Source organism: Athalassotoga saccharophila, from assembly GCF_009936215.1.
GTDB lineage: Bacteria > Thermotogota > Thermotogae > Mesoaciditogales > Mesoaciditogaceae > Athalassotoga > Athalassotoga saccharophila.
Window position 1 is genome coordinate 1,434,363 of record NZ_AP019551.1, and the last position, 22,667, is coordinate 1,457,029.

The 22,667-nt window shown below is 40.3% G+C and carries 24 protein-coding genes and 1 tRNA gene; 20 read left to right on the forward strand and 5 right to left on the reverse strand.

Annotated features, from left to right (window positions below):
- Positions 1 to 11: 11 nt before the first annotated feature.
- Together ATHSA_RS07200 and ATHSA_RS07205 are read left to right on the forward strand one after the other, a co-directional pair.
- Positions 12 to 1,184 (forward strand): iron-containing alcohol dehydrogenase, encoded by a 1,173-nt coding sequence (locus tag ATHSA_RS07200; protein WP_161848432.1) that lies wholly within the window; start codon positions 12 to 14, stop codon positions 1,182 to 1,184.
- A 61-nt stretch (positions 1,185 to 1,245) separates the two neighbouring features.
- Entirely contained in the window at positions 1,246 to 2,277 is a 1,032-nt protein-coding gene (locus ATHSA_RS07205) for a hypothetical protein (protein WP_161848433.1), read from the forward strand.
- A 41-nt stretch (positions 2,278 to 2,318) separates the two neighbouring features.
- Here the strand turns inward: ATHSA_RS07205 and ATHSA_RS07210 are convergent, their stop codons facing one another.
- Together ATHSA_RS07210 and ATHSA_RS07215 are read right to left on the reverse strand one after the other, a co-directional pair.
- Complete coding sequence (locus ATHSA_RS07210; protein ID WP_232060071.1) at positions 2,319 to 3,104, reverse strand: dimethylarginine dimethylaminohydrolase family protein; 786 nt, start codon at positions 3,102 to 3,104, stop codon at positions 2,319 to 2,321.
- Complete coding sequence (locus ATHSA_RS07215) at positions 3,083 to 4,261, reverse strand: MFS transporter (protein WP_161848435.1); 1,179 nt, start codon at positions 4,259 to 4,261, stop codon at positions 3,083 to 3,085. The genes ATHSA_RS07210 and ATHSA_RS07215 overlap by 22 nt, the downstream gene beginning before the upstream one ends.
- Positions 4,262 to 4,409: 148 nt before the next feature.
- Here ATHSA_RS07215 and ATHSA_RS07220 point away from each other — a divergent pair, with 148 nt between their 5' ends.
- Genes ATHSA_RS07220 through ATHSA_RS07235 form a run of 4 tightly spaced genes read left to right on the forward strand, consistent with a single transcriptional unit; the run spans position 4,410 to position 8,219 of the window.
- A complete protein-coding gene (locus ATHSA_RS07220; RefSeq protein WP_161848436.1) occupies positions 4,410 to 5,522 on the forward strand; it encodes a M20 metallopeptidase family protein in 1,113 nt (370 codons plus the stop codon).
- 20 nt (positions 5,523 to 5,542) lie between these two features.
- Positions 5,543 to 6,274, forward strand: coding sequence for a 3-oxoacyl-[acyl-carrier-protein] reductase (fabG, locus tag ATHSA_RS07225; protein WP_161848437.1), 732 nt, complete (start codon positions 5,543 to 5,545; stop codon positions 6,272 to 6,274).
- 8 nt (positions 6,275 to 6,282) lie between these two features.
- A complete protein-coding gene (locus ATHSA_RS07230) occupies positions 6,283 to 6,543 on the forward strand; it encodes a hypothetical protein (RefSeq protein WP_161848438.1) in 261 nt (86 codons plus the stop codon).
- Between the two features lie 5 nt (positions 6,544 to 6,548).
- Positions 6,549 to 8,219 carry a hypothetical protein gene (locus ATHSA_RS07235; protein WP_161848439.1) on the forward strand — a complete coding sequence of 557 codons (1,671 nt, stop codon included), beginning with the start codon at positions 6,549 to 6,551 and terminating at the stop codon, positions 8,217 to 8,219.
- A 25-nt stretch (positions 8,220 to 8,244) separates the two neighbouring features.
- On the opposite strand, the gene ATHSA_RS07240 is transcribed toward ATHSA_RS07235, so the two are convergent.
- Positions 8,245 to 9,738, reverse strand: coding sequence for a phosphoenolpyruvate carboxykinase (locus tag ATHSA_RS07240; protein ID WP_161848440.1), 1,494 nt, complete (start codon positions 9,736 to 9,738; stop codon positions 8,245 to 8,247).
- 152 nt (positions 9,739 to 9,890) lie between these two features.
- Positions 9,891 to 10,226, reverse strand: coding sequence for a DsrE family protein (locus ATHSA_RS07245; RefSeq protein WP_161848441.1), 336 nt, complete (start codon positions 10,224 to 10,226; stop codon positions 9,891 to 9,893).
- A 128-nt stretch (positions 10,227 to 10,354) separates the two neighbouring features.
- On the opposite strand from ATHSA_RS07245, the gene ATHSA_RS07250 reads away from it, so the two are divergent.
- From ATHSA_RS07250 to ATHSA_RS07300, 11 genes are read left to right on the forward strand one after another with little or no spacing between them, the layout of a single operon-like run.
- Positions 10,355 to 11,215, forward strand: coding sequence for a hypothetical protein (locus ATHSA_RS07250; RefSeq protein WP_161848442.1), 861 nt, complete (start codon positions 10,355 to 10,357; stop codon positions 11,213 to 11,215).
- Positions 11,215 to 11,580, forward strand: coding sequence for a GntR family transcriptional regulator (locus ATHSA_RS07255; RefSeq protein WP_161848443.1), 366 nt, complete (start codon positions 11,215 to 11,217; stop codon positions 11,578 to 11,580). Before ATHSA_RS07250 ends, ATHSA_RS07255 begins: the two co-directional genes overlap by 1 nt.
- Positions 11,564 to 12,166, forward strand: coding sequence for a hypothetical protein (locus ATHSA_RS07260; RefSeq protein WP_161848444.1), 603 nt, complete (start codon positions 11,564 to 11,566; stop codon positions 12,164 to 12,166). The genes ATHSA_RS07255 and ATHSA_RS07260 overlap by 17 nt, the downstream gene beginning before the upstream one ends.
- Entirely contained in the window at positions 12,142 to 12,972 is an 831-nt protein-coding gene (locus ATHSA_RS07265; protein ID WP_161848445.1) for an ABC transporter ATP-binding protein, read from the forward strand. The genes ATHSA_RS07260 and ATHSA_RS07265 overlap by 25 nt, the downstream gene beginning before the upstream one ends.
- Positions 12,972 to 13,241 (forward strand): SHOCT domain-containing protein, encoded by a 270-nt coding sequence (locus ATHSA_RS07270; RefSeq protein ID WP_161848977.1) that lies wholly within the window; start codon positions 12,972 to 12,974, stop codon positions 13,239 to 13,241. Before ATHSA_RS07265 ends, ATHSA_RS07270 begins: the two co-directional genes overlap by 1 nt.
- 8 nt (positions 13,242 to 13,249) lie before the next feature.
- Entirely contained in the window at positions 13,250 to 14,167 is a 918-nt protein-coding gene (locus ATHSA_RS07275) for an ABC transporter ATP-binding protein (RefSeq protein ID WP_161848446.1), read from the forward strand.
- 1 nt (position 14,168) lies between these two features.
- Positions 14,169 to 15,347: an ABC transporter permease gene (locus ATHSA_RS07280; protein ID WP_161848447.1), complete on the forward strand. Its 1,179-nt coding sequence runs from the start codon at positions 14,169 to 14,171 to the stop codon at positions 15,345 to 15,347.
- Between the two features lies 1 nt (position 15,348).
- Entirely contained in the window at positions 15,349 to 16,377 is a 1,029-nt protein-coding gene (locus ATHSA_RS07285; RefSeq protein WP_161848448.1) for an ABC transporter permease, read from the forward strand.
- A 39-nt stretch (positions 16,378 to 16,416) separates the two neighbouring features.
- Positions 16,417 to 16,938, forward strand: a complete 522-nt coding sequence (locus ATHSA_RS07290) for a cob(I)yrinic acid a,c-diamide adenosyltransferase (protein WP_174755551.1) — start codon at positions 16,417 to 16,419, stop codon at positions 16,936 to 16,938.
- A complete protein-coding gene (locus ATHSA_RS07295) occupies positions 16,931 to 17,842 on the forward strand; it encodes a carbohydrate kinase family protein (protein ID WP_161848449.1) in 912 nt (303 codons plus the stop codon). Before ATHSA_RS07290 ends, ATHSA_RS07295 begins: the two co-directional genes overlap by 8 nt.
- Positions 17,839 to 19,218 (forward strand): glycosyltransferase, encoded by a 1,380-nt coding sequence (locus ATHSA_RS07300; protein ID WP_161848450.1) that lies wholly within the window; start codon positions 17,839 to 17,841, stop codon positions 19,216 to 19,218. Before ATHSA_RS07295 ends, ATHSA_RS07300 begins: the two co-directional genes overlap by 4 nt.
- Position 19,219: 1 nt before the next feature.
- On the opposite strand, the gene ATHSA_RS07305 is transcribed toward ATHSA_RS07300, so the two are convergent.
- Positions 19,220 to 19,294: transfer RNA gene (locus ATHSA_RS07305), tRNA-Val, on the reverse strand.
- 60 nt (positions 19,295 to 19,354) lie between these two features.
- Here ATHSA_RS07305 and ATHSA_RS07310 point away from each other — a divergent pair.
- Genes ATHSA_RS07310 through ATHSA_RS07320 form a run of 3 tightly spaced genes read left to right on the forward strand, consistent with a single transcriptional unit; the run spans position 19,355 to position 22,660 of the window.
- The gene (locus ATHSA_RS07310; RefSeq protein WP_161848451.1) at positions 19,355 to 21,031 is read left to right on the forward strand and encodes a phospho-sugar mutase; all 1,677 of its coding nucleotides are present in this window, start codon (positions 19,355 to 19,357) and stop codon (positions 21,029 to 21,031) included.
- A 1-nt stretch (position 21,032) separates the two neighbouring features.
- The gene (locus ATHSA_RS07315) at positions 21,033 to 22,250 is read left to right on the forward strand and encodes a metallophosphoesterase (RefSeq protein ID WP_161848452.1); all 1,218 of its coding nucleotides are present in this window, start codon (positions 21,033 to 21,035) and stop codon (positions 22,248 to 22,250) included.
- The gene (locus tag ATHSA_RS07320; RefSeq protein ID WP_161848453.1) at positions 22,247 to 22,660 is read left to right on the forward strand and encodes a divergent PAP2 family protein; all 414 of its coding nucleotides are present in this window, start codon (positions 22,247 to 22,249) and stop codon (positions 22,658 to 22,660) included. The genes ATHSA_RS07315 and ATHSA_RS07320 overlap by 4 nt, the downstream gene beginning before the upstream one ends.
- The last annotated feature ends 7 nt before the right edge of the window (positions 22,661 to 22,667 follow it).

A 22,667-nucleotide genomic window follows, 5' to 3' on the forward strand; every position in this document is an offset into this window, starting at 1 on the left:
GAGGAATAAAAATGAAAGACGTAAGGGATTTTACCTACTTTTTGCCAACCAAAATAATCTTTGGAGTCGGCAAAATAAACGAAATTGGAAATCTCGCAAAAGGTGTGGGTAAAAAAGCGCTCGTAGTTACCGGAGGAAAGAGCGCAAAATCAACAGGCTTACTTGACAAAGTACTGAAAGCGCTCGAGAAAAATGGCATCAAATATGTCCATTTCGATAAGATCGTACCAAATCCACTCTCAACAACTGTAGATGAAGGAGCAAAGATCGCAAAAGATGAGAAATGCGATTTTGTTATAGGTATAGGTGGCGGGAGTCCTATCGACTCGGCAAAGATGATCGCAGTTGTGGCTAAATCGGGAGGAAATTGCTGGGATTACACCAACGTTGGAGGTGGAAAAGTTCCAACTGACGCACTTCCAATAATAGCAATTCCAACAACTCATGGAACTGGAACGGAGGCAGATCCGTTTGCCGTCGTTACAAACCCAAAGACGAATGAAAAGATAGGCGTTGGATTCGATCTCACATTTCCAAAGATATCGATAGTCGATCCCGAATTGATGATATCCCTTCCTCCAAATCAAACTGCTTCTACGGGAATGGACGCATTCTACCATGCGATAGAATCTTACGTGAATATAAATCATCAGCCAGCCTCAGATCTTCTCGCGCTCGAGGCTATATCGCTTATAAATCAATATCTTCCAGTCGCTTACAGGGACGGTAAAAACATAGAAGCGCGCACAGCGCTCGCTTGGGCAAGCACCGCCGCGGGCATATGCGAAACTCTTTCAGGATGTATAGCAAATCATTCTCTTGAACATCCCGTAAGCGGTCATTACAACGTCACGCACGGTGTTGGACTTTGCGCTACGGGCCCTGCTTTATTTGAATACATTCTCCCACACGTAAAGGAAAGGCTCGCGAAGGTCGCTCTGACAATGGGCGCTCCCGATTCCATAACTGATACAGAAGAACTTGCCCGCCTTTCTATAGAACTCATAAGAAGACTGCAAAAATCTGTTGATCTTGATGTTTCCCTTTCAAAGTTGGGAGTCGAAAGATCGAAGATAAAACAACTCGCTTCAGATGCTATGAGGACTATGGGAGGACTTATAGAGGTAACACCGGGGAACCTTAAGGTTGAAGATCTTGAAAAGATATACGAGAGATCATTTTGAAATTTAAAATTAATGTGATATAATTTTATCCTTTCCAAAATCAAATCAAGGGGGTAGTAAAATGCGGAAGTACATTGTTTTGGTGGCGTTGATTTCAGTACTTGCCTTTTCGGCGCTTGCCGCGGGAGTTCAGTTCAACATCCTTACATACTACACGATGAATTTGCAAAATCAAACTTCGTCTCAACCGGCAAACATTTTCCCGATAGCCTATTTGAATATTCCCGTGATGAAAGGACTTAACGTTAGCATCCAGGATTACCTTGCGACAAGCCTCGCGACCTTTTCAGCCTTCGGCGTGACTTTGATTCAGCCGACATTCTGGTATGCAAATTATTACTCCGGAGACTGGAACATTTATCTCGGCAAATTCAGATCCAACCATGTGTTGACAAGAGAATCGAATTATCTGTGGATAATGCCATGGGTTGGAGGATTTTACGACTACGTTACCGGCGGTGAGATAAATTACAACTCTGGAAATATCGCAATGGGAGTAAGATATGATCAGCCGAGTTCAACTTTTGGAGGATATGCAGGATACGTTTCTAAAAATGCGAGTCTTTACGCGTATGCCGCCCAAGATTTCAGTTACGCAAGAAACAATAAAGTCCATCTTTCTGCGAATGGTCAGATGAATTTCAACCTTGGGGATATCTCAATGTCAGCCATAGGTGGCGCAGCCTACGACATTTACATGAACAATCCGACATTTGGAATGCCAACTTGGGAGGTTGAGTTAAACGCAAATTACAACCAGTTCTCATTCCAAGGACTTTACGCAAATCAGCCTACAAGCACATCGGCCTATATCCATTACGATACGACAGATCCGGACAGATACGGTTATCCCTTGCAGGTAGCAAATGCAATTCTTACCTACAACCTTGACAAATCAAACGCGATAGGCGCTCTTGTTGACTGGAATTCCAGACTTTCTCAGCCTTCTTTTGGATTGTTCTACCAGCACGGATATTTCAGCGTTACAGTTGGTACCGGCAACATGACAGGATCGATTCCGGGGAACAATTATATAGTGCTTAACTACTCGACTTACGTTTCTCTGCCTTTGACTTCAGGCCCCCTTTTCTGAAGAAAAAGGGTTTATTGCCCACGAAAGTGGGCAATTTTTGTTTAAATAGGCTGGATCAAGCAGGTTGGCCCTCCAGTTCCTTTTACAAATTCAGAAAGATTTATACTGTGTACCTTAAATTCATTTGATTTTAAAAGTTTTATTGCATCTACATTTGATTCCTCAACAATTACGTCGTTGAAGGGAAGAAAGATGACATTTCCACTTATGAAATCCCCGCTTGGCACCTTTAAAAGGTCAAAATCACTGAAATCTCCATCTAAATTGTCAACGCACAGGATTTTATTACTTCCTATATAAGTCATCGCACCTCCAAGATGAAGGTATGGCGATGGAACCTTTACCATCCGCGGCTTATACCCAAAATTCGAAAAGATTTCGGAGATCTTTTTCGCACCATTTAAGTTTGTTCTTGAAGATAAACCTATAAAGACAAATTTCTCCGCGATTATTATGTCTCCTCCTTCGGCTGTGGCGGGCGCTTCCAACTTACCGATGCATCTTATTCCAAGTTGATCAAGAAATTTCGAGAGCCATTCCTCTTCTGATCGCCTGCTTTTAAGTCCCATTCTTAACTTGATATATCCATTCGGAGTGCAGCATACCGGATCTTTAACAAAGACTGAATTGGGATGACCTTCTAACTCCTCTACCATAACGACATCGTGGCCCAAAGATCTTATAAGAGATGAAAGTGATCGGTGCTGTGATATTGCAAGCGCTTTGTTTGATCTTTGAGTTATATTGTGAGTTTTCAGATCATCAACTTTGAAATAAGCCTCTTTCGGCTCACACATCAAAAATCTCATGATTTCGCCGTTCTCCACAGATAAGTCATGAAAGGAATCGATAACGCTTCAAGCACGATCGAGAAGATCACAACGTACAATATCGACACATCGTAAAGCGCTCCCATTATCGTGCTGCCTGCAAGCCATGCCGCACCGTAGAATATGTTGAAAAGACCATAAGCCTTTCCTCTTGAGGAGGTTGGAATCAAGTCTGCAATCGATGCCCTCAAAACTGTGTCCTGAATTCCGAGTACTATACCCCATAATATCATGCCGACTACGGCGAGAGTGTACCCAAAAGCAAAAACAAATGGAGTTGTCAATATCGCAAGTATAGGAATTAAAAGCAATGATTTAAAGCCTATCTTGTCGTAAATTCTACCTATTAGAAATGCAGAAATTCCTTCTGTCACCATGGCAACGGCAAAGATCACAGGTATCATGGCATCGGAGATTATCGAATTTTTGCTGAAGTGATAGGAAATTATCATAAAATGGGCAAATCCCATCATCGTTAAAGTAACAAATACGGAATAAATCCAGAATTTTTTATTGAGTATCCCGGAATTTTCCTTTTTTGGCCTTTCGATTTCTTTTTCTTCCTCCATCTCAGTTGGTTCTGGATAATGTGCCATGGATATGAAAAGGACTATCATGGCCGCTATGGCTGGAATCAAAAGGAAAGTATAGCCCAATTTGTAATCGTTGGGTTTAATAAATAATACAAGGGCCACAAATAGAGGTCCTATTACTGCTCCGGCCTGATCTATCAATTTGTGAAGCCCAAATCCCTTTCCCCTTCCGACTTCATTCGTCGCAAAGGAGAGCATAACATCTCTTGGAGGATTTTTAAAGGCCTTTCCAAATCTTTCTATTATTATGAGTGCGAAGGCAATCTGCCAGTTCCAAGCAATAGCCATAAGGGGAACGGCAAAAAGGTTTATGGCGTAACCTATTATTGTAAGAAGCCAGTAAGATTTGGTCCTATCCACGAAATATCCGGTTATAAATCTTAGGGCATACCCTACGAATTCTCCAAGTCCACCTGCGAGGCCTACGGCAAGGGCACTCGCCCCCAACATGGACATGAATGGGCCGTTTATACTTCTTGCAGACTCATGGGTCATATCGGCAAAGAAACTTACAACACCCAATAGGATTATGAATATCAAAGCCTTCTTTTTTCTGTCCATTTTTGCCTCCTTATCCAGAATAACTTCAAATGATATTAATTTAAGTATACATCAAAATGATTGAAATCTTTGTTGAACTTATCTTAAATAATTTTGATTCGATCCTTCGAATTGTGATATCATACTCTTAAGAAAGGAGCCAAAAAGGATGGAGATTTCAAAGATCGTTGTAGATCACAGAAGATACCTTCACATGCATCCAGAACTCGGATTTGAAGAGTATGAGACGGCAAAATACATAAGGAATCATCTCGATAGGTTAGGAATACCTTATAAAACGGCAGGTACAGGTACTATAGGGTACATGGATGTGGGATCGAATGAAACCATAGCACTTAGAGCAGACATAGATGCTCTTCCCATAAATGAAATGAATGATAAACCATATGCCTCTAAGAATCCCGGAAAGATGCATGCATGTGGCCATGACGCTCATACGGCCATGCTTCTGACGGCGGCGGAGTACATGGTCGTTCATAAACCTTCGAAAAATGTGAGATTCATCTTTCAGCCTTCTGAGGAAGGGGGTTGCGGTGCATGCGAAATGGTAAAGGCCGGGGCAGTCGATGGAGTGGATAGCGTTTTTGGAATCCATGTCTGGATCGGCACCGAATCGGGAAGATTCGCCGTTAAATCTGGACCTTTGATGGCCGGAGTTGATGAAATGACCTTGCGTGTAAAAGGATCCGGAGGCCATGCTGCATCTCCAAATCAAACTGTTAATCCCATCTCAATAGGATCAACGATAATCAACGAATTAATGAAGATGAGATCTCTTAGAGTGGATCCGCTTGACAGCGCCGTTTTAAATGTAACGGCTTTTAATTCTGGAAATGCCTTTAACGTTGTACCGGTAGATGCAAAAATACTTGGCACGATCCGCACCTTTTCTGACAAGGTAAGAGATGAAATAATATCAAACGTCGAAAAGATGAGAGAACTTTCCAAATCTCTCGGTGGAGATTTAGAGGTAAAGATAAACAGGATAGCCCCTCCGCTTGTGAATTTCAAAGAAAGCACAGAGTACGCGATAAAAACGCTTGAAAGATTGGGATTCCAATACGATGAAGCAACACCGACGATGGGATCGGAAGATTTTGCTTATTATCTTAAGGAAGTAAAGGGATCATTTGTATTTCTTGGCATACGTTCTCCATCTAAAAATATAATCGCTCCACATCATAGTCCTTATTTCGATGTTGATGAAGATGTTCTTGAAATGGGAGTTAAATTTTTTCTTGGACTTGTCGGTTCGATATAGTTGAATGTGGGAGGTAAATCATGAGATTAGAGAAAAAAGTGGCACTTATAACAGGAGCGGCAAGTGGTATTGGATTTGAAACTGCGAAAAGATTCATATCAGAAGGAGCAGTAATTGCCGCATGTGATTACAACGAGGACGCTTTGAAAAGGGCACAAAGTGAACTTGGCGATGCTTACAAAATATACAAAATGGACGTTTCAAAGCACGATGAGGTAAAACAGATCGTAGATAGAATAGCAAAGGATCTCGGAAGAATAGACATTCTCGTAAATAATGCCGGCATAACAAAAGACAACTTTCTCGTCAGGATGTCGGAAAGCGATTTTGATGCTGTCATAGCGATAAATCTAAAGGGAGTATACAATGTAACTCAGGCTGTTGTTCCTTACATGATGAATCAAAGAAGTGGGGTGATATTGAACGCGTCATCTGTTGTGGGTATTTACGGAAATATAGGTCAGACAAATTATTCTGCCTCAAAAGCGGGCCTTATAGGAATGACTAAAACATGGTCTAAGGAACTTGCAAGGTACAATATCCGCGTCAACGCCGTTGCTCCTGGATACATAAGAACTCCGATGACTGCCAATCTGCCAGAAAAAGTCACAAACCTTATGAAGGAAAAGACGCCGCTCGGAAGAATGGGCGAGCCTGTAGATGTGGCAAATGCCTACCTTTTCCTTGCATCGGATGAGGCAAATTACATAACAGGTCAGATACTCGGCGTGGACGGAGGACTTGTTTTTTAGGAGATAACGTGGAAAATAATAATCAAAATTTCGATTTCGAAAAATACGTTCAGGCAGTTAAATCGGCAATTGAGAAGGCTCCTTTAAGGTCCGAAGACAGCGTGGAAGTATCAGACATATGGGTTATAACTTCCCTTCCCATTGATTTGATACTTGAATGCTTAAAAAGAGAAGAAATGAAATTGCCTCCGACGGTGAGTAAGGTTGTTTTTAACAAACGGGTGATCCTGAAAAATCCCGAATATAAAGGCAAAACTGAAGGAGGATGATTTTCATGGACACGATAGTTATAAATGGACTCTTTGTTAACAGTTACAACCAGATCATATCAAGCCCATATTTCAAGAAATTCATGATCGATTATCTTGGTGCGCTTGAGAAAAAAAATGAGGTGCCGGAGGTTTTAAAAAAATTCAAAAAGAAAAATTTCAAATACGATGATATAATGAATTACCTTTACAATTTGACTTTGAAACCTGCGGATGATCTCGACGATAAAACGAGAAATGAACTTGAAAATTTCGTTGAAGGGTTTTACGATTTTTGGAGAGAAAAGCATCGCTTCATAGTCAAAAGGGAAAGATTTTCGAAGAACGTGAATGAGAGAAATGGAATCCTTAAATCTGCAATGTACCTTGGAGAAGAATTTGAAAATACCGTCAGAAATCTTTACCGAGACCTTGAATTCAACACCTCACTTAAAGTCCAGAAGGTTTTCAGGCAACTGCCGAGCGGCGCTCAGGTGATATTCATAACCGACAAGATAAGAAATTCTCCAAAGAACAGGATGAAATACGAATGGATGTATTCAGTTCCGTTCATATGGAGTGCGGTAATCGCTCCCCCGGCCATATTTCACACAAAATCGAACAAAAGAACGGGCGTTTTCCCAGTTGTGAAATCTAAATTCTTGGATAAGGTCGAACTTGACCGTGGATGGTATGCCATGCCGATAAAGGTTGGAACCCTTTTGATGTACATCTATTTCAATTATAAATATTTAGCGCATGCGGCAGGTCTTACAAATCTTTTCGAGATGGCAGATCTTACAGAGCAACGCAAACCTGACGGTATAGTGATCTTTGGCCTTCCAATAGATTACATCGGGAATGAATATAAAGATGGTGTGATATACGAAGATGAAATATATGCGGGAGTAATCCCCGATCTGGACGAAAATGATTACTTTGGATATGCCAAGAAAATGATACTAACGGTTCACAATTTAATAATGATAGACAGAGAAAAATTACCTGTGCACGGATCTCTTGCCACGATAAAATTGAAAAATGGAAGAAAGGCTAACATCATGTTCGTGGGTGACAGTGGTGCGGGTAAATCAGAGACTCTCGACGCTCTCGGAAGGCTTGACGAAGTTGAATATGTCAACATACTCATAGATGACATGGGATCTTTGAGCATAGAAGATGGAAGGGTTGTTGCCTACGGCACAGAAATAGGAGCCTTTGTAAGGCTTGACGATCTACCTCCGGGATATGCCTACTCAACGCTCGACAGAAGTATTTTCATGAATCCAGATCAAACAAACGCAAGGGTTATAGTTCCATTCGATAACTACAACGAAATAATCTCACCCACCCCAATAGATTTCTTCCTTTACGCCAACAATTACACAAAGGTAGAATCGGACGAAGAAAGGGTCCTTTTCTTCAAAGATCTCAAAAGCGCCATAGATGTCTTTTCCAAAGGCGCAAGGATGGCAAAGGGTACAACGTCTGAGAAGGGCCTGTCGTTTTCATACTTTGCAAATCCATTCGGAGCCGTTCAAAGAAAAGAAGTGCACGAAAAACTCGCTGATTTCTACGTCGGAAAGATGTTCGAAACAGGCGTAAAGGTCGGAGAGGTAAGAACCATGTTGGGTGTAACGGGATACGAAAATGAAGGGACACTTCTTGCGGCCCGTCAACTTGTGAAATTAATATAACAACGCCTGCCTAAGCAGGCGTTGGTCAGATCGACTCTACAATGTCCTTGTCAAGTCCGTCAAGCGTCTTGAGAAATTCTAATCTCTCGGCTCTTAATCTTTTCATCTTTTGAGCGTATTCTTCTTTCGAATAGAAGTTTTCTATTTTGAATTTGCTTATGTCCATACCTTCAACCTCAACGGGTACTTCAAACCCTACGAGAGGATCATATTCGAATTTTATTTCATCTCTTAAGGCTTTTTCGACGAAGTTAAAGGTGTCGGCTGGTTTTATCTTGAGGCCATTCCATCCTCCAATGTATCCCGTGTTAACTATGAACGCCTTGAATTCTTTTCCCTTGAGTGCGCTTTTGAACGTGTTTACCTCTTTTGCAGGATCGTCTATTATAAAGGGATTAAAGCCCACAGTTCTTACAGGCTGGCCCGCTCTTTGAGGATCATCGGCACTTGTTATGGTAGACTCTCCCAGCGCAAAGATGGCCGCGGCCTTTTCGACGCTATCGATCTTAAGAATGGGAGGCAGATCGTCACGACGGGTGTTGAAAAATAGAACATCGACCTTTCCCATTCTGTAAGATTTCGAACTGTAAGGGATCTTATCTTTTTCAACTATCGCGCGCCCATTTGAACTTATGCTTAAATTATCAAAGTCTATTTCTCCTTTTTCATTGACGTAAACATTCTCGAGAATAGAACCCGTACTTTTTGCGGCTTCAAAAAGCAATGGCTGTGATGTAATACCTTCCGTCTTGATGTAGAAGTTCTTCTCAGATCCCCAAGCAAAAAGATTTTGATCTATGAAATTTATATCGTCCTGAATTATCTCTATCGATTCTGGCGTTTTTAGATCGTGTGTCGCGCAAACAAGAGTTGTTTTTCCAGTTCCGCTCAGTCCAAAGATCAAAACACCGATGTGTTTCATTTCAGAATTTATCTTCAGATTGTATGCTTTGCTTCCAGCGTGAAGACCAAGTGCTCCATGTTTTTCTCGGGCTATATACATGGCAAGCCTAAGGGCAGCCATCTTTGTCTCTCCGTAATAATCACTTCCCAAAATCACTTCGACGCCCTCTTTTGGAAAGACGAGAACCTTCCTTTCCGGATACTCGGGAATGGTTATAACGTCAACCTGTTCTATCTCTTCCCCGTTAGGTTCAAATAAGTTCTTTTTGAACATGTAGGCAAGTTGTGGATATTTCGCGCTTACAAAAAGTCTCGATCTGAAAGTTAATTCCGATCCCTCTCCTATTCTTGCCTCAACCTTTATCATCTCGTTGTTTTTGACAAAATCCTGAACATCTTTGAGATACTTCTGCGCTTCCGGATCATCGATCTCATAATTTTTTGTGAATTTGGCGCTTCTCGATTTAACCTTTGGATAGAAAAGGGGCAATCCAGCGTTGTTAGGAACAGAATACACTTTAGCCATTTCCCAAAGTTCGCACAGAGTTGGATTGAGTTTGTCATCTGGCTTCATCGGAAATTCAATGTACTTTTCTAATCTGTTTATTTCCGTCATCGTCTCTTCCTCCTTTTTGATCTATTTAAATATATTATACCAGCCAGATTTCTAAATTCATACACCAATATTACTTCGACTTGCATGATCCGGTAACTTTATACAAATGAAATGCGCCCCACAAAGGAGGCGCAGGTAAAATGGGAGGTTACTCAAAAAACCATTGTAACGTAATCCTGATTCACAAGATCCGCGATTGACTTTCCCACAGGTATCGTGTTAACGCCAAGGGCGTTAAGTTTTGGCGTTATATTGAAGGCATTACTGACATTAACGCACGCAACAGGCGTAATGCCATCCTTAATCAACTTTGAAAGACTGGATTGCAAATCTTTGTCTTCACTTATAACTTTTTCACTTGGGCCAAAGAAAAAAACCTTAAGATCGCTGTAAAGTTTGTTTTCAAAAGAAATCGTTGCAAGTGTCATTGCCCCAGAAATCACGTTTTTGTCTCCGTTAGAAATTATCATCAAAACCTTTTTTGACATTTAATCATCTCCTTCTATAATTATGACTAATACTTTACCTATTTTGTTCAATTTTGATCCTTTGGAGATTGACTTTTGATCCTTATTGTGTTATAGTTATATAGAACACTATAACAAGAGGTGAGATCATGGTAAAATATCCGATAATGTTTAGAACATGTTTGGCGATGGCATTAGGCACTTTGGCTATTTTTATTCCATTTCTGCCATTAAAGATAATCTTGGGCGTATTATCTCTGATAATCTTTGCGATTAACATGAGAAGATATGCATTCTTCCTTATTGCGATGATCGTTATTTTTGGAGTTGTCATCGCTATAAGAAATGTTCCATACAATTTTATTTCGAACTTTGGCGTTTTTTCTTTTACGTCAGAGACTATTTACCCGGACACATATATACAAGGATCAAGGAATCTTTCCATCAATGTTACCGGACTTGACTTAACCTTCGATCCGTCTACGAATACGATATACATTCCATCCATTCTAAACGTCAAAAGAAACAAGAATATACTCGATATATCATCAAATCAGAATAACGTTACATTCAGAATCGTTGTTGGAACAAAGGACGGATTTACGAATGCTTATTTTCAAACGACGGGTCTTAAAGTCAATGGAAGTATATTGGCAGAAAATGTCGTATTCAACTCGACAGGCATAGAGATGAATTCATCGATAGTGGCAAGTAAAATCTCGATAAATGGTGTTGGAATAAATCTAAATGGTACTCTTAAGGCCTCAAGCATCGAGATAAATGGGACCGGAGACAATTTAGACCTTATGGTTTCTGCCAATACGATAAAGATTAATGGTGTCTCCATAGATGGTAATTTGAAATATGTAGATAAATGGGCAGGATCGAGATCGATCCTTGTAAATGCAATAAGTGGAAATCTTTCCGTGTACACGCTTTCATCGAATGAAGGATATCTCGACATTCAAAATACCGGTGGATTTTTAAAGATCAACAGGGTAAGATATTGATGTTTGAAAAAGTAGACAAGCATAGCGGAATTCCAGCATACATTCAAGTTATAGACATAATAAAAAAAGAAATACTTCTTGGAAATTTAAAATCTGAAGATCAACTTCCACCAGTAAGGGAATTACAGGATATCTTTGACGTTAACGTCAACACCATCCTAAAGGCTCTCGAACGTTTGCAGTCAGAGGGTATCGTTGAGGCAAGACACGGCGTTGGGTATTTTGTAAAATCTTCTCAAAGTCCGAAGACCGAGGTTATAAAAATTCTCGATGAAACCGTTCAGAAACTCAAAATTATGGGTATAGATTTACACACAGCCATTTTGATAATGGAGGAGGTATGGAAAAATGATTCAAAAACTTGAGGCGTATTTCATGAAAGATTTCATAGAAAAGGGAGGTGCACTCGTCGTTTTCGCCATTCTCATGTTTATTCCCGTTGATTTTTTAAGAGGGATTTTCATGATTTTGATGATCACGATAGTTTTATCCCACATTGATCCATATAGAAGACGCAAAGAATCAATTTCAGAATTAATGGCATTGCCTTTTTCATATTCCGAGATATTCTGGTTTCCATTCGTCTTTTTGGTCACGATAGTAACGATCATTCAACTCTCCGTTGGTGGAATAATCGATCTTGGTATATACCTGTCATTTTCGCAGATTCTGCATTCTTTGATCTTTTTAACAGCCTATTACGGTATCTTCAACATTTTCGCAATTGCGGGGCTAAGTGGTGGTGGTTTCATATGGCTTTTCTGGGTTGCTGACATGATTTTGGGATCTATAGGACCGGAATCTCAAAATTTGTACCGTATGATAAGTCCAATTTTTCAGGGAAATGAAATTGCGGCACTCTTATTTGCCGTGGCAATTTTGGTTGTATCCTTTTACCTTTTTTCAAAGAAAGGGGTGACAAAAAGATGGCAGAAAAGATCGTCGATGTGAAAAATATCGTAAAAAAGTTTGGCGAAAAGATAGTCCTAAACAACGTGAATTTTTCGGTCAATTATGGAGAGATATTCTCTTTAATAGGCCCAAATGGAGCGGGTAAGACTACGACTCTGAGATGCCTCTACGGCGATCTTTTTCCAGATCAGGGAGAAATAAAGATCTTTGGAAGTAAATTCAATCCAAATTTAAAGGATAGAATAGCGGTTATGACCGAAAACAGAATTTCATTTTCAAGATTCAAAGGCGATGATTATAGAAAACTGTGGAGTATGCTTTACCCCAAATGGAATGATGAGATTTTCAACGAATTTGTAATTCATTATAAACTTAATTTGGGAGAACGCGTTGAGAATTACTCAACAGGCATGAAAGTTATAATGAATTTGGCACTAACGGTTTCAAGTGGTGCCGAACTTTTAATCCTCGATGAACCAACACTTAACCTTGATCCGGTTGTCAGATCCGATATGTTAAGGATCTTGAAAGACTTTGCCAAGGAGGGAAAATCTATTGTGATATCTTCGCACGAGATATATGAATTAGAAGAAATCGCCGATGCATTTGCGATAATAAAAGAAGGAAGAATAATTTACACCGACACAATCGATGAGGCCAAGGCAAAGCACAGAATAGGTGGAAGAAATGAGAAAATATCCGGCGAGATCATAGGCACTGTTGGAGACGAAGTTCTTTACAGGACAGACAAAGATGAAGGAAGATATCCCACTCTAATGGAGATATCCATCGCTTACATTCAAGGACAAAAGAGATTTGCCCCATTTGAAAGGAGTGATTTGTGATGTATTACGCAGGACCTTACTGGTACGGATGGGATTATTGGGGATTTGGATTGGTTCAGGCTATAGCAGGCATTTTGATCTTTGCATTTTTTCTCTGGATAATTATTCGTGTGGTAAGATCTTTTAAATGGGATTCTTACCGTCATTACAGATGGTGGGATGATGAGGATCCTATCGAGATTCTTAAGAAAAGATACGCAAGAGGGGAGATTTCAAAAGAGGAGTACGAAAGGATAAAGGCAGATCTTGAAAGGGACATGAAAAAATAGGAGGATTTATGAGGGAATCCATACTCGAAGTCGAGAATTTAAAGAAATATTATTCAGATATCAAAGCGGTCGATGGAATTTCGTTCAAGGTTCTAAAGGGAGAGGTCTTCGCGCTTTTGGGACCCAATGGAGCAGGTAAAACAACCACTCTCGAGATTTTGGAGGGTCTTAAAGATTATGACGGTGGAAAGATCAAACTTTTTGGCGAAGAGGTCCGTGGAAAGGTCCCAAGGCATTTAAGAGAAAGAATCGGAGTTGTGCTGCAGGAGAATAATTTCATAGATCATCTCACAACCGTCGAGATTCTAAAAATGTTCAGATCACTTTATTCGAATGGAATAGATGTTAGAGAAGTTTTAAAAGAGATAAGTCTTGAGGATAAGGCGAATGCAAAGGTTGAAAAACTTTCGGGAGGTCAACGCCAGCGTCTTGCCATAGGAACTGCGCTCGTTGGAAATCCAGAACTCATCTTCATGGATGAACCCACTACCGGCCTCGATCCACAGGCAAGAAGGAATGTCTGGGAGATGATAGAAAAACTCAGAGAAAAGGGAAAGACTGTCTTTCTTACAACTCATTACATGGAAGAGGCTGAGTATCTTGCCGATTACATCTACGTTATGGATCATGGAAAGATAATAGCAAAGGGCAGTGCAGAAGAACTCATATCCTCTTTTGGAGGAGAAAAAATAATAGAGATAGATTTAGATTCTAAAAACTTAGATCTTTCGTTTCTTTCAGAATTTCAAAAGACAAAGATTGAGGATTCAAAGATAATAATCGTAACTTCTTCCCTTCCGACGGATATGAAGAAAGCGCTCGATCTTTTCGAGGAAAGATCGATAAAGGTAAATGACATAATAGTAAGGCAGCCGAATCTTGAAGACGTATTTTTAAACCTTACGGGTAGGAAATTGAGGGACTGAAATGAAAAGAGTTTTCGCGATTTTCAAGGCGTTGATAGTCTCATCGATCAGATCTCCATCCGTTATATTTTGGAATATATTCTTTCCCGTCATATTGCTTTTGATACTTGCCTCTATATTTTCAAACATAGGAAAGGAAGTGTCCTTTAGAGTTAATCTTGTCGATGAAAGCACAACTTTTAAAAACACCAATATGGATTTCGCCTCTTACATATCTGAGGCTTTTAAAGAGATGTCGACTGGCAAAAATGCCGTTATAACCCTTGAATCAAGCACGACGCAAAATTTTTTGAATGAATCTCTTGAAAAGTTGAAAAGCGGAAAGATCGATGCCGTTATTGTGATTCCACCTCTTTTCAATACCCAGATTTATGCCGCGGTTGTTCAGCAAAAGGGCGGTTTTAACCTCTTTTCAAAGCCAAAAATAGAGGTATATACCCTCGAAAATAGTCAGACATCTGATCTGGCTTTTACGATAATATCATCTGTACTTGAATCTTTTAATCTTAAAATCTTGCAGAATTCAGGAACTCTGTCAGATTTTGTTTCCCCAAAGACAGAATATGTCTCGAAGAACGGTCAAAACTTCTCTTACATCGACTTTATAGTACCGGGCATTCTCGTAATGGCCGTAATGACGGTCTCGATCTTTGGTATAACAGATGATCTTCTCGTTCAAAGAGAGAAAAAGGTTTTAAGGAAATTATTCGTTGCGCCTCTTAATAAAGGTGAATACTTCTGGGCCATGATCCTTTCGAATCTGGCAATAGAAATCGTTCAGATAATAATCCTTTTGATTCTTGGACTTTATCTCGGCGCACATTTTGGCCTTGGAATCTTGGCCATATTGTACATTCTTTTTGCGATAGTGACGACCTTACCTATTGGGTTTTTCATAGCGAGTTTTTCGAAGACATCTGATGCGGGAAATGCCTTGGCCAATATCTTCAATTTTCTTTTCATGTTCTTAGGAGGTCTTTTTTTCCCAATTACCGGAGTCCCTCTTGCAGTTCAAATCGTTGCGTACATCATACCGACAACCTACCTTGCCAACGGCCTGAGATCGGCAATGGGAGTTATGTCATCTCCAACCCCGATGTATCTTAACATATTGGTCCCCCTTATATGGGCAATCGTCATGGTAATTTACAGTGCAAAAGTTTTCAAATGGGAGGTGTGAAATGAGATTTTTATCTGTCCTGAAGGCTATGGCGCGGCATTCTGTAAGAGACATGATGAATCTTTTTTTCAATCTTTTCTTTCCGCTCGTAACGCTTTTGATCTTCGGATACGTCTTTTCGGGAATCTACTCCCAAAGTTCTTTAAATGTTGGTTTTTACGGTCAGAAATTGCCCATGGTCTCCGGCATAAAATACATAGAGTATCCAACTTTGTCCCAACTTAAAGATGCGGTAAATTCCCAAAAGATAGATCTTGGCGTCACACTCGAAGGTACCTCCCTTTTTGCGTACATAAACCCTGCGAACATTCAATCTTCGAATTATTACAGTTCGATAGTCAAAAGCATAGCAGATGAAATAAACAAATCAAAGGGAATAAATAACGTTATAGGCGTCGAGAGAAATGACATTTCTTTTACTGGAAAACATTTAGATTATCTCGATAACTTGATTCCCGGCATACTCGCTTTGAGCATCTTTTCGGCCGGTATTTTCTCGATAACTGCCTCTCTCGCGCACTTTAGAGATAAAAAGGTGATAAAAAGATTCTGGACAACACCGCTTGCAAAGTGGGAATTTTATTCGGCCTTTATCTCCGAAAAGATGGTCGAAAGTTTTCTATCCATAATTTTACTTTTTGTGGCCGCGATGATCTTCTTCAGACCACCGTATTCCATAGATTTAGTACGTTTTACGATAACCGTTCTTGCGGGCACATTCGGAATGATGGGAGTTGGAATGGCCATACTTTTGATCTCACCAAACGCAAGGGTTGCAAGCGAGATATCCTCTGTGCTTTACACGGTTATAATGTTCTTTTCGGGAGTTTACTTTCCCCTCGATCTGTTGCCAAAATTTTTACAGTACATAGCCTATGGTTTGCCACTTACGTATTTAGTCATGGCTATGAAATCTGCAATGGGAATAGCCCCAATGTCAGATCTATTTTTCTATTTAACGATTGGCATAATGTTTTTTGGATCGGTGCTTGTACTTTTAGGTTTTAGCAGGATTTTTAAGGTGGAATGATTGTCTAAACTGGTATAATCGAGAAGGGAGATGATGTTTATGTCAATAATAAACACTGGTCGTGGAGATGACGGACAGACTGATTTGTTCACAGGTGAACGTGTCTACAAAGATTCGGCGCGAGTCGAGGTTTACGGAACATTAGACGAATTGAGTTCATTTCTCGGCATGGCAAAGCATCAGGCTAAATACGAAAAAAACAAAGAGATAATAGAATACTTTCAGGACAAAATCTTTACGCTCGCGGCGATCTTTGCTTCTGCCCGTGAAACGAAGTACAGGATATTCAAAGAAGATGTTGAGTTTTTAAATCTTAAGATAGACGAATACGAAAAACTCATAAAGTTGCCAAATGGCTTTGTCAAACCGGGAGGGACATTTGGATCGGCCATTTTGGACGTTTGCAGAACTGTCGCAAGGCGTGCAGAAAGAAGGGCCGTTGAACTTACCAAAACTGCTCCTCAAGACAGAAATGTTATGGTTTATTTGAATAGAATGAGCGATTTGCTTTACCTTATGGCAAGAGCAGAAGAACAATTAACCGGAGGAACAAATGGGTAAGATCGTTATAGCCGGAGAAATGCTTATAGATATGATCACAACGGATTACGTCGACGATTTAGGAAAGGCCGAAACCTTCACGAGACACTTCGGTGGATCTCCAGCGAATATAGCGATTAACCTTGCAGACTTAGGAATAAAATCGAAAATAGTCTCGAGAGTTGGAAATGATCCTGTTGGTCACGCACTTATAGATCACGCAAAAAGTCGAAATTTAGATACCCGCTACATTCAAATTGACAGTTTAAGACCAACAACCTTTGTAATAGTCTCAAAATCAAAATCAACGCCCCAGTTTTTGGCCCTAAGAGGAGCTGAGACCGCACTCGAGATGCCACCGATTGACATTTTTGATGATGCGTCTTACTTTCATTTCAGCAGTTGGCCCATCTCTTACAAAAAGTCGAGGAAGACTATCTTTGAGATGGTAGAATATGCGTCTGATAAGGGAATTAAAATTTGCTTCGATCCGAATTACAGAAAAGTACTCTGGGAAAATGGCGCCGATGGAAGAAGAACTCTAAAAAGCATTTTTAAATATATCTTCCTTGCGAAACCATCCAATGATGATGCCTTTCACATATTTGGATCTATGAATGAGATGGAATATATAAAGGCATTTCACAGGTTTGGAGTCGAAAATGTCGTTTTGACTCTTGGAAAAGATGGCGCGATAATTTCAAATGGTAAAAGATCCCAAATTTTGTCCTCTGTCGCAAAAACAGTCGTTAACACAACTGGCGCTGGAGATGCTTTTTGGTCAGGGATGTACTATGCGATGATGAACGGTGCAGACATCTTTGAAGCGGCTAAGTTCGGAAATGCGACAGCGGCCTTCAGAATCGGATGCCAAAGCCCCGATTCTCCTCTCGATAAAGGGAAAATAGAAAGGGACTTCCTATGAGAGTCATCTTTGTAAACCCACAGGGCAATTTCGATTCCAAGGACAGCAGACTTTCTTCCCACCCGGATTTCGGAGGCCAGATCGTGTATGTCAAAGAGGTGGCCATCGCGATGGAGAGGATGGGAATAGATGTCGATATAGTAACAAGAAGAATAAAAGATCCACAATGGCCCGAATTTTCATCTAAGTTCGATGGTTATCCCGGTACCAATGTAAGAATTGTGAGAATTGATTTTGGCCCTCCAGAATTTTTGCCCAAAGAAAGATTGTGGCCATACCTTGGCGAATTTGCAAAACAGATGGCCGATTTTTACAAAAAAGAAGGATTAGATTTCATAACAACCCATTACGGCGATGGGGGGATTTCGGGGGCGATGCTTTCAAAGTATCTTGAAATTCCATTTTCATTCACGGCTCATTCACTCGGTGCTCAAAAAATGGACAAATTGGGCGTTAATGAGAAAAATTTTTCTCATTTCGACGAGATTTACAATTTTTCGGCAAGGATTCTTGCCGAAGGCACGTCCATGAAATATTCTGCTTTTAACGTTGTAAGCACACGCATGGAACAATTCGAACAGTACGGCCACAAATTGTATAAAGATTACATAAAGGTCAATGACAGGAAATTCAAGGTAATACCGCCCGGTGTAAATGGTAAGATATTCAACGCCAACCCGATGGACGATAGAAAAATCGAAGAAAAGGTCAAAAAGATCTCTGGCACAAGACCACTTATCATAATATCGAGCAGGCTTGATCCAAAAAAGAATCATATATCAGTCGTAAAAGCCTACGCCGCAAGCGCGATCTTAAAGGAAAGGTACGATCTTCTCATCGTGACTAACGGGTATGAAGATCCATATAACAACAAATACGATAACGAAGTCTTAAAAGAGATCGTCGATTTCGTGATCAAGCACAATTTAAAGTCGAGAGTGCACTTCATAAACATAGAAAATCAAAGAGACCTTGCGAGTCTTTACAGGGTTGCCTTCCGTAGCCGATCGTTTTTTGTCAGTATGGCGTTGTATGAGCCTTTTGGCCTTGCGATAATAGAGGCTATGGCATGCGGTCTCCCGGTCGTTGCAACAAAGAATGGCGGACCTACAGAAATAATAAAAGAGGGAGAAGGTCTACTTGCCGATCCCCAAAATGTAGATGATATTAGATTTCAGATGGAAAGATTGACAGACGAGAAACTTTACATGAATATAAGCGAGAATGGGATAAAAAGGGTAAACGCATCTTACACGTGGGAATCAACTGCCAGAGGCTATCTTGAAAACATTCAAAATGCTAAATTCATGAATTTGGAAATTCCATCTTGTTTCTACACGGGAAAGGATTTTCCGCGTCTATTCGAAAAGCAATAATTGGTGGGTGTGACAGGGATCGAACCTGTGGCCTCTTCCGTGTGAGGGAAGCGCTCTCCCTCTGAGCTACACACCCAAATTCACTTTTTTATTGTACAATATATAAGATAAAGATGTCAAGAAAGGTGTGATAAGAATGGACAAAGAAAGCATGGAAAGATATCAATCATGGCTTAACGATCCTGCCATCTCTTCCAAAGACAAAGAGACTTTGAAAAAGATGAATCAGGATGAACTTCAGGATGCTTTCTACAAAGATCTTGAATTTGGAACGGGTGGAATGAGAGGAATAATGGGACTTGGTGCAAATAGAATGAATATTTATACGGTCGGAAGGGCAACTCAGGCGCTTGCAAATTACATAAATAAAAATGTAAATGGGCCAAAAAGTGTTGCCATCTCTTACGACACAAGAAATATGTCAAAAGATTTTGCGATGGAATCGGCCGAAATACTTGCGGCCAATGGAATAAAGGTGTACCTTGTGGATGATTTTAGACCAACGCCAGTTCTATCCTTTGCCGTGAGATATTTCAAAACGACTGCCGGTATAATGATAACTGCCAGTCATAACCCTCCTCAGTACAATGGATATAAGGCCTACTGGTCGAATGGTGCACAGGTTATACCTCCTTATGATGAGGGAATAATAAAGGAATACGAACTGATAAAATCCTTTGCCGAGATAAAGAAGATGCCATTCGAAAATGCTCGAAAGAAGTCATTGATAAATCTTGTTGGAAATGAACTCGATGAGGCCTATTTCAAAAAAGCGCTTTCATATTCATTCCATATCTCTTCAAAGGACTTAAAGATCGTCTATACACCTCTTCACGGTACGGGCATGAAGATAGTACCCATCTTGCTCCAAAGAGATGGATTTGAATTTTACGTTCAAAGAGAACAGGGTATCCCCGACGGGAATTTTCCAACGGTCAATTACCCCAATCCCGAATTTGACGAAGCCTTCAAACTGTCGATAGAAGATGCGAAAAGGCTTGATGCAGACATAATAGTGGCATCCGATCCCGATGCGGATCGCATGGGGGTAATGGTAAAAGATCACGGGAAATACGTCAGAATAGACGGAAACCAGATGGGATCATTGCTTTTGCATTTCATTCTCGAGATGTACTCGAAAAAAGGTATGCCTTCCAACCCGGCCGTAATCGAGTCAATAGTCTCGTCCAAACTGTTCGCAAAGATAGCAAAATCCTATGGAGTCGAAGTTCATGAAGTACTGACTGGATTCAAATGGATATGCAACGAGGCCGATATGCTAAGAAGCAAAGGAAAGAATGTTTTCTTTGCTTACGAAGAAAGTTATGGATACAACATAGGCGATTTCATATACGACAAAGATTCTGGAACTCCGATAATGGTCACGTGCGAAATGGCGACGTATTACAAACAAAAAGGCATGACACTCGTTGACGCCATGGAGGAGATTTACAAAAAATACGGTTATTACTTAGAAGATCAACTCTCTCCTGTCTTTGAGGGAGAATCCGGGGTGGCCAAGATAAAGCACATAATGGAAAGCCTGAGAAAAACGCCTCCAAAAAAAATCGGTGGGTACAGTCTTACCAATTTCGTCGATTATCTAAAAGGTCAAGATCATATTCCACCTTCTGATGTTATAAAGATGGAATTCGGAGATCGTGTCGTCATATACGGAAGGCCTTCCGGAACGGAGCCAAAGGTCAAGTTTTACTTCATGATAATGAATATGGAAAATCTCGAAGGGGCAAAAAAGTTAATCAAGAACGTGAAGGATGAATTTTCTGCCCTTTTAAAATCAATAGAGGAATAAGATGGGTCTTAGGCTTTTTTTGAGTGATCTCCACATAGGAGATGGCACGGCAAATGACGATTTCGTATACGACAGGGAACTTATAAGGTTGCTCAATCAAATGAAGGATATCGACGAAAATTACGAGATCGTCTTTGTCGGTGATGTACTTGAAATACTCGAGGGAGACAGTGTAAGAAAGATAGGTCTTGTGAATTTCAACAAGGTGTGTGCTTCTTTGAATGAAGATGCCATAGGATCTATAATCGAAAAGCACAAAATTCTTTTTGAATTTTTAAGGTCTCTTGTGAGAACGAACAAGATATATTACATCATAGGAAACCATGATTATTATCTGCTTTTCAATCAAAGGTTGATGAACTCTTTGATCGATTTCATGAATTCCAAGAATTTCATTGTAACATCTTACTTTTACGACGAAGAGGATGGAATTCTTTCCCAGCATGGAAGCCAGTACGACTTCATTTATTCCTTTTCCAAGGACAAGGAAAATGTATTGATACCTCCACTTGGTGATTATATTACAAGGTATACGATGATAAACTTCGAGCCAATACTTCATTCGGTCTATTTACCTGTCGAGACTGTAAGAGATTACGATAACATAAGGCCAACTATGGATGTCGTTGATTGGCTTGAATACATAAATATGATTTACAAAATACCGGTAGATCTCGTCGGAGAGTGGCTCAGAAGTTTTTTGAAGATCTTTCAAACTTCCGAATTCAACAAATGGATAAGGGTTAAGTTTCCACACACCTATCCCATAGGGGATTTCTTCTTTAAAAATCCAATCTTTTTCCAGATCGGAAGGAAAATAACGACACTCGGAGACGAAATTCAAAAATTCAGGGGTGTAAACTATTTGAAATCTAAGGCAGAAAAAATTCTGAATGCCTACCATATGCCAGAGTGGAGACTCAAAGAAAAGGATTTTTTGGGATATTCTGACAAGATGCCAGATATAAATTACGAGAGACTTAAGATCGTCGTCTTCGGTCACAACCATCTTCCGGGCTTTTACGTCATACCCACTCCAAAGGGGCCAAAGTATTACATAAATACAGGGACATGGAGGCCTCTTGTTGAAAAATCGCGTGGCAAATGGGGTCAGAGGATATTTCACAAAAAAGTCGAACTCAACTATGCCATTATAAGCAAAGACAAAAATCTTTTATCGGCAGAGACGCATCTTGTAAGTAGGGTGATCTTAAGTTGATCAATGACATCGTTGATTTTTTCTCCAACATTTACATATGGGCAGCGGTAATTTCATGGTTTGCGGCCCAGTTTATCAAAATCATAATAACGTACGCAAAAGAAAAGAGATTTCGTCCGTCCCTTTTGGCCTCAACCGGAGGAATGCCGAGTGCCCATTCGGCAACAATTTCAGGTTTGACCTTTGCAATCGGCAAATATGCCGGCTTTTCGAGCGCCGCCTTTGGCATATCTTTTATAGTGGCGATAATCGTGATAACAGATGCACTTCATCTAAGACGTGAGGTTGGAAAGCATTCAGAAGCACTTGCAAAGATCACAGGAGGTAAGTTCAACGCAAGATCTGGTCATAAACTTTCAGAGGTAGTCGTTGGAATTCTGATCGGGATGGCAATAGGTCTTTTGATATGAGGTGGTT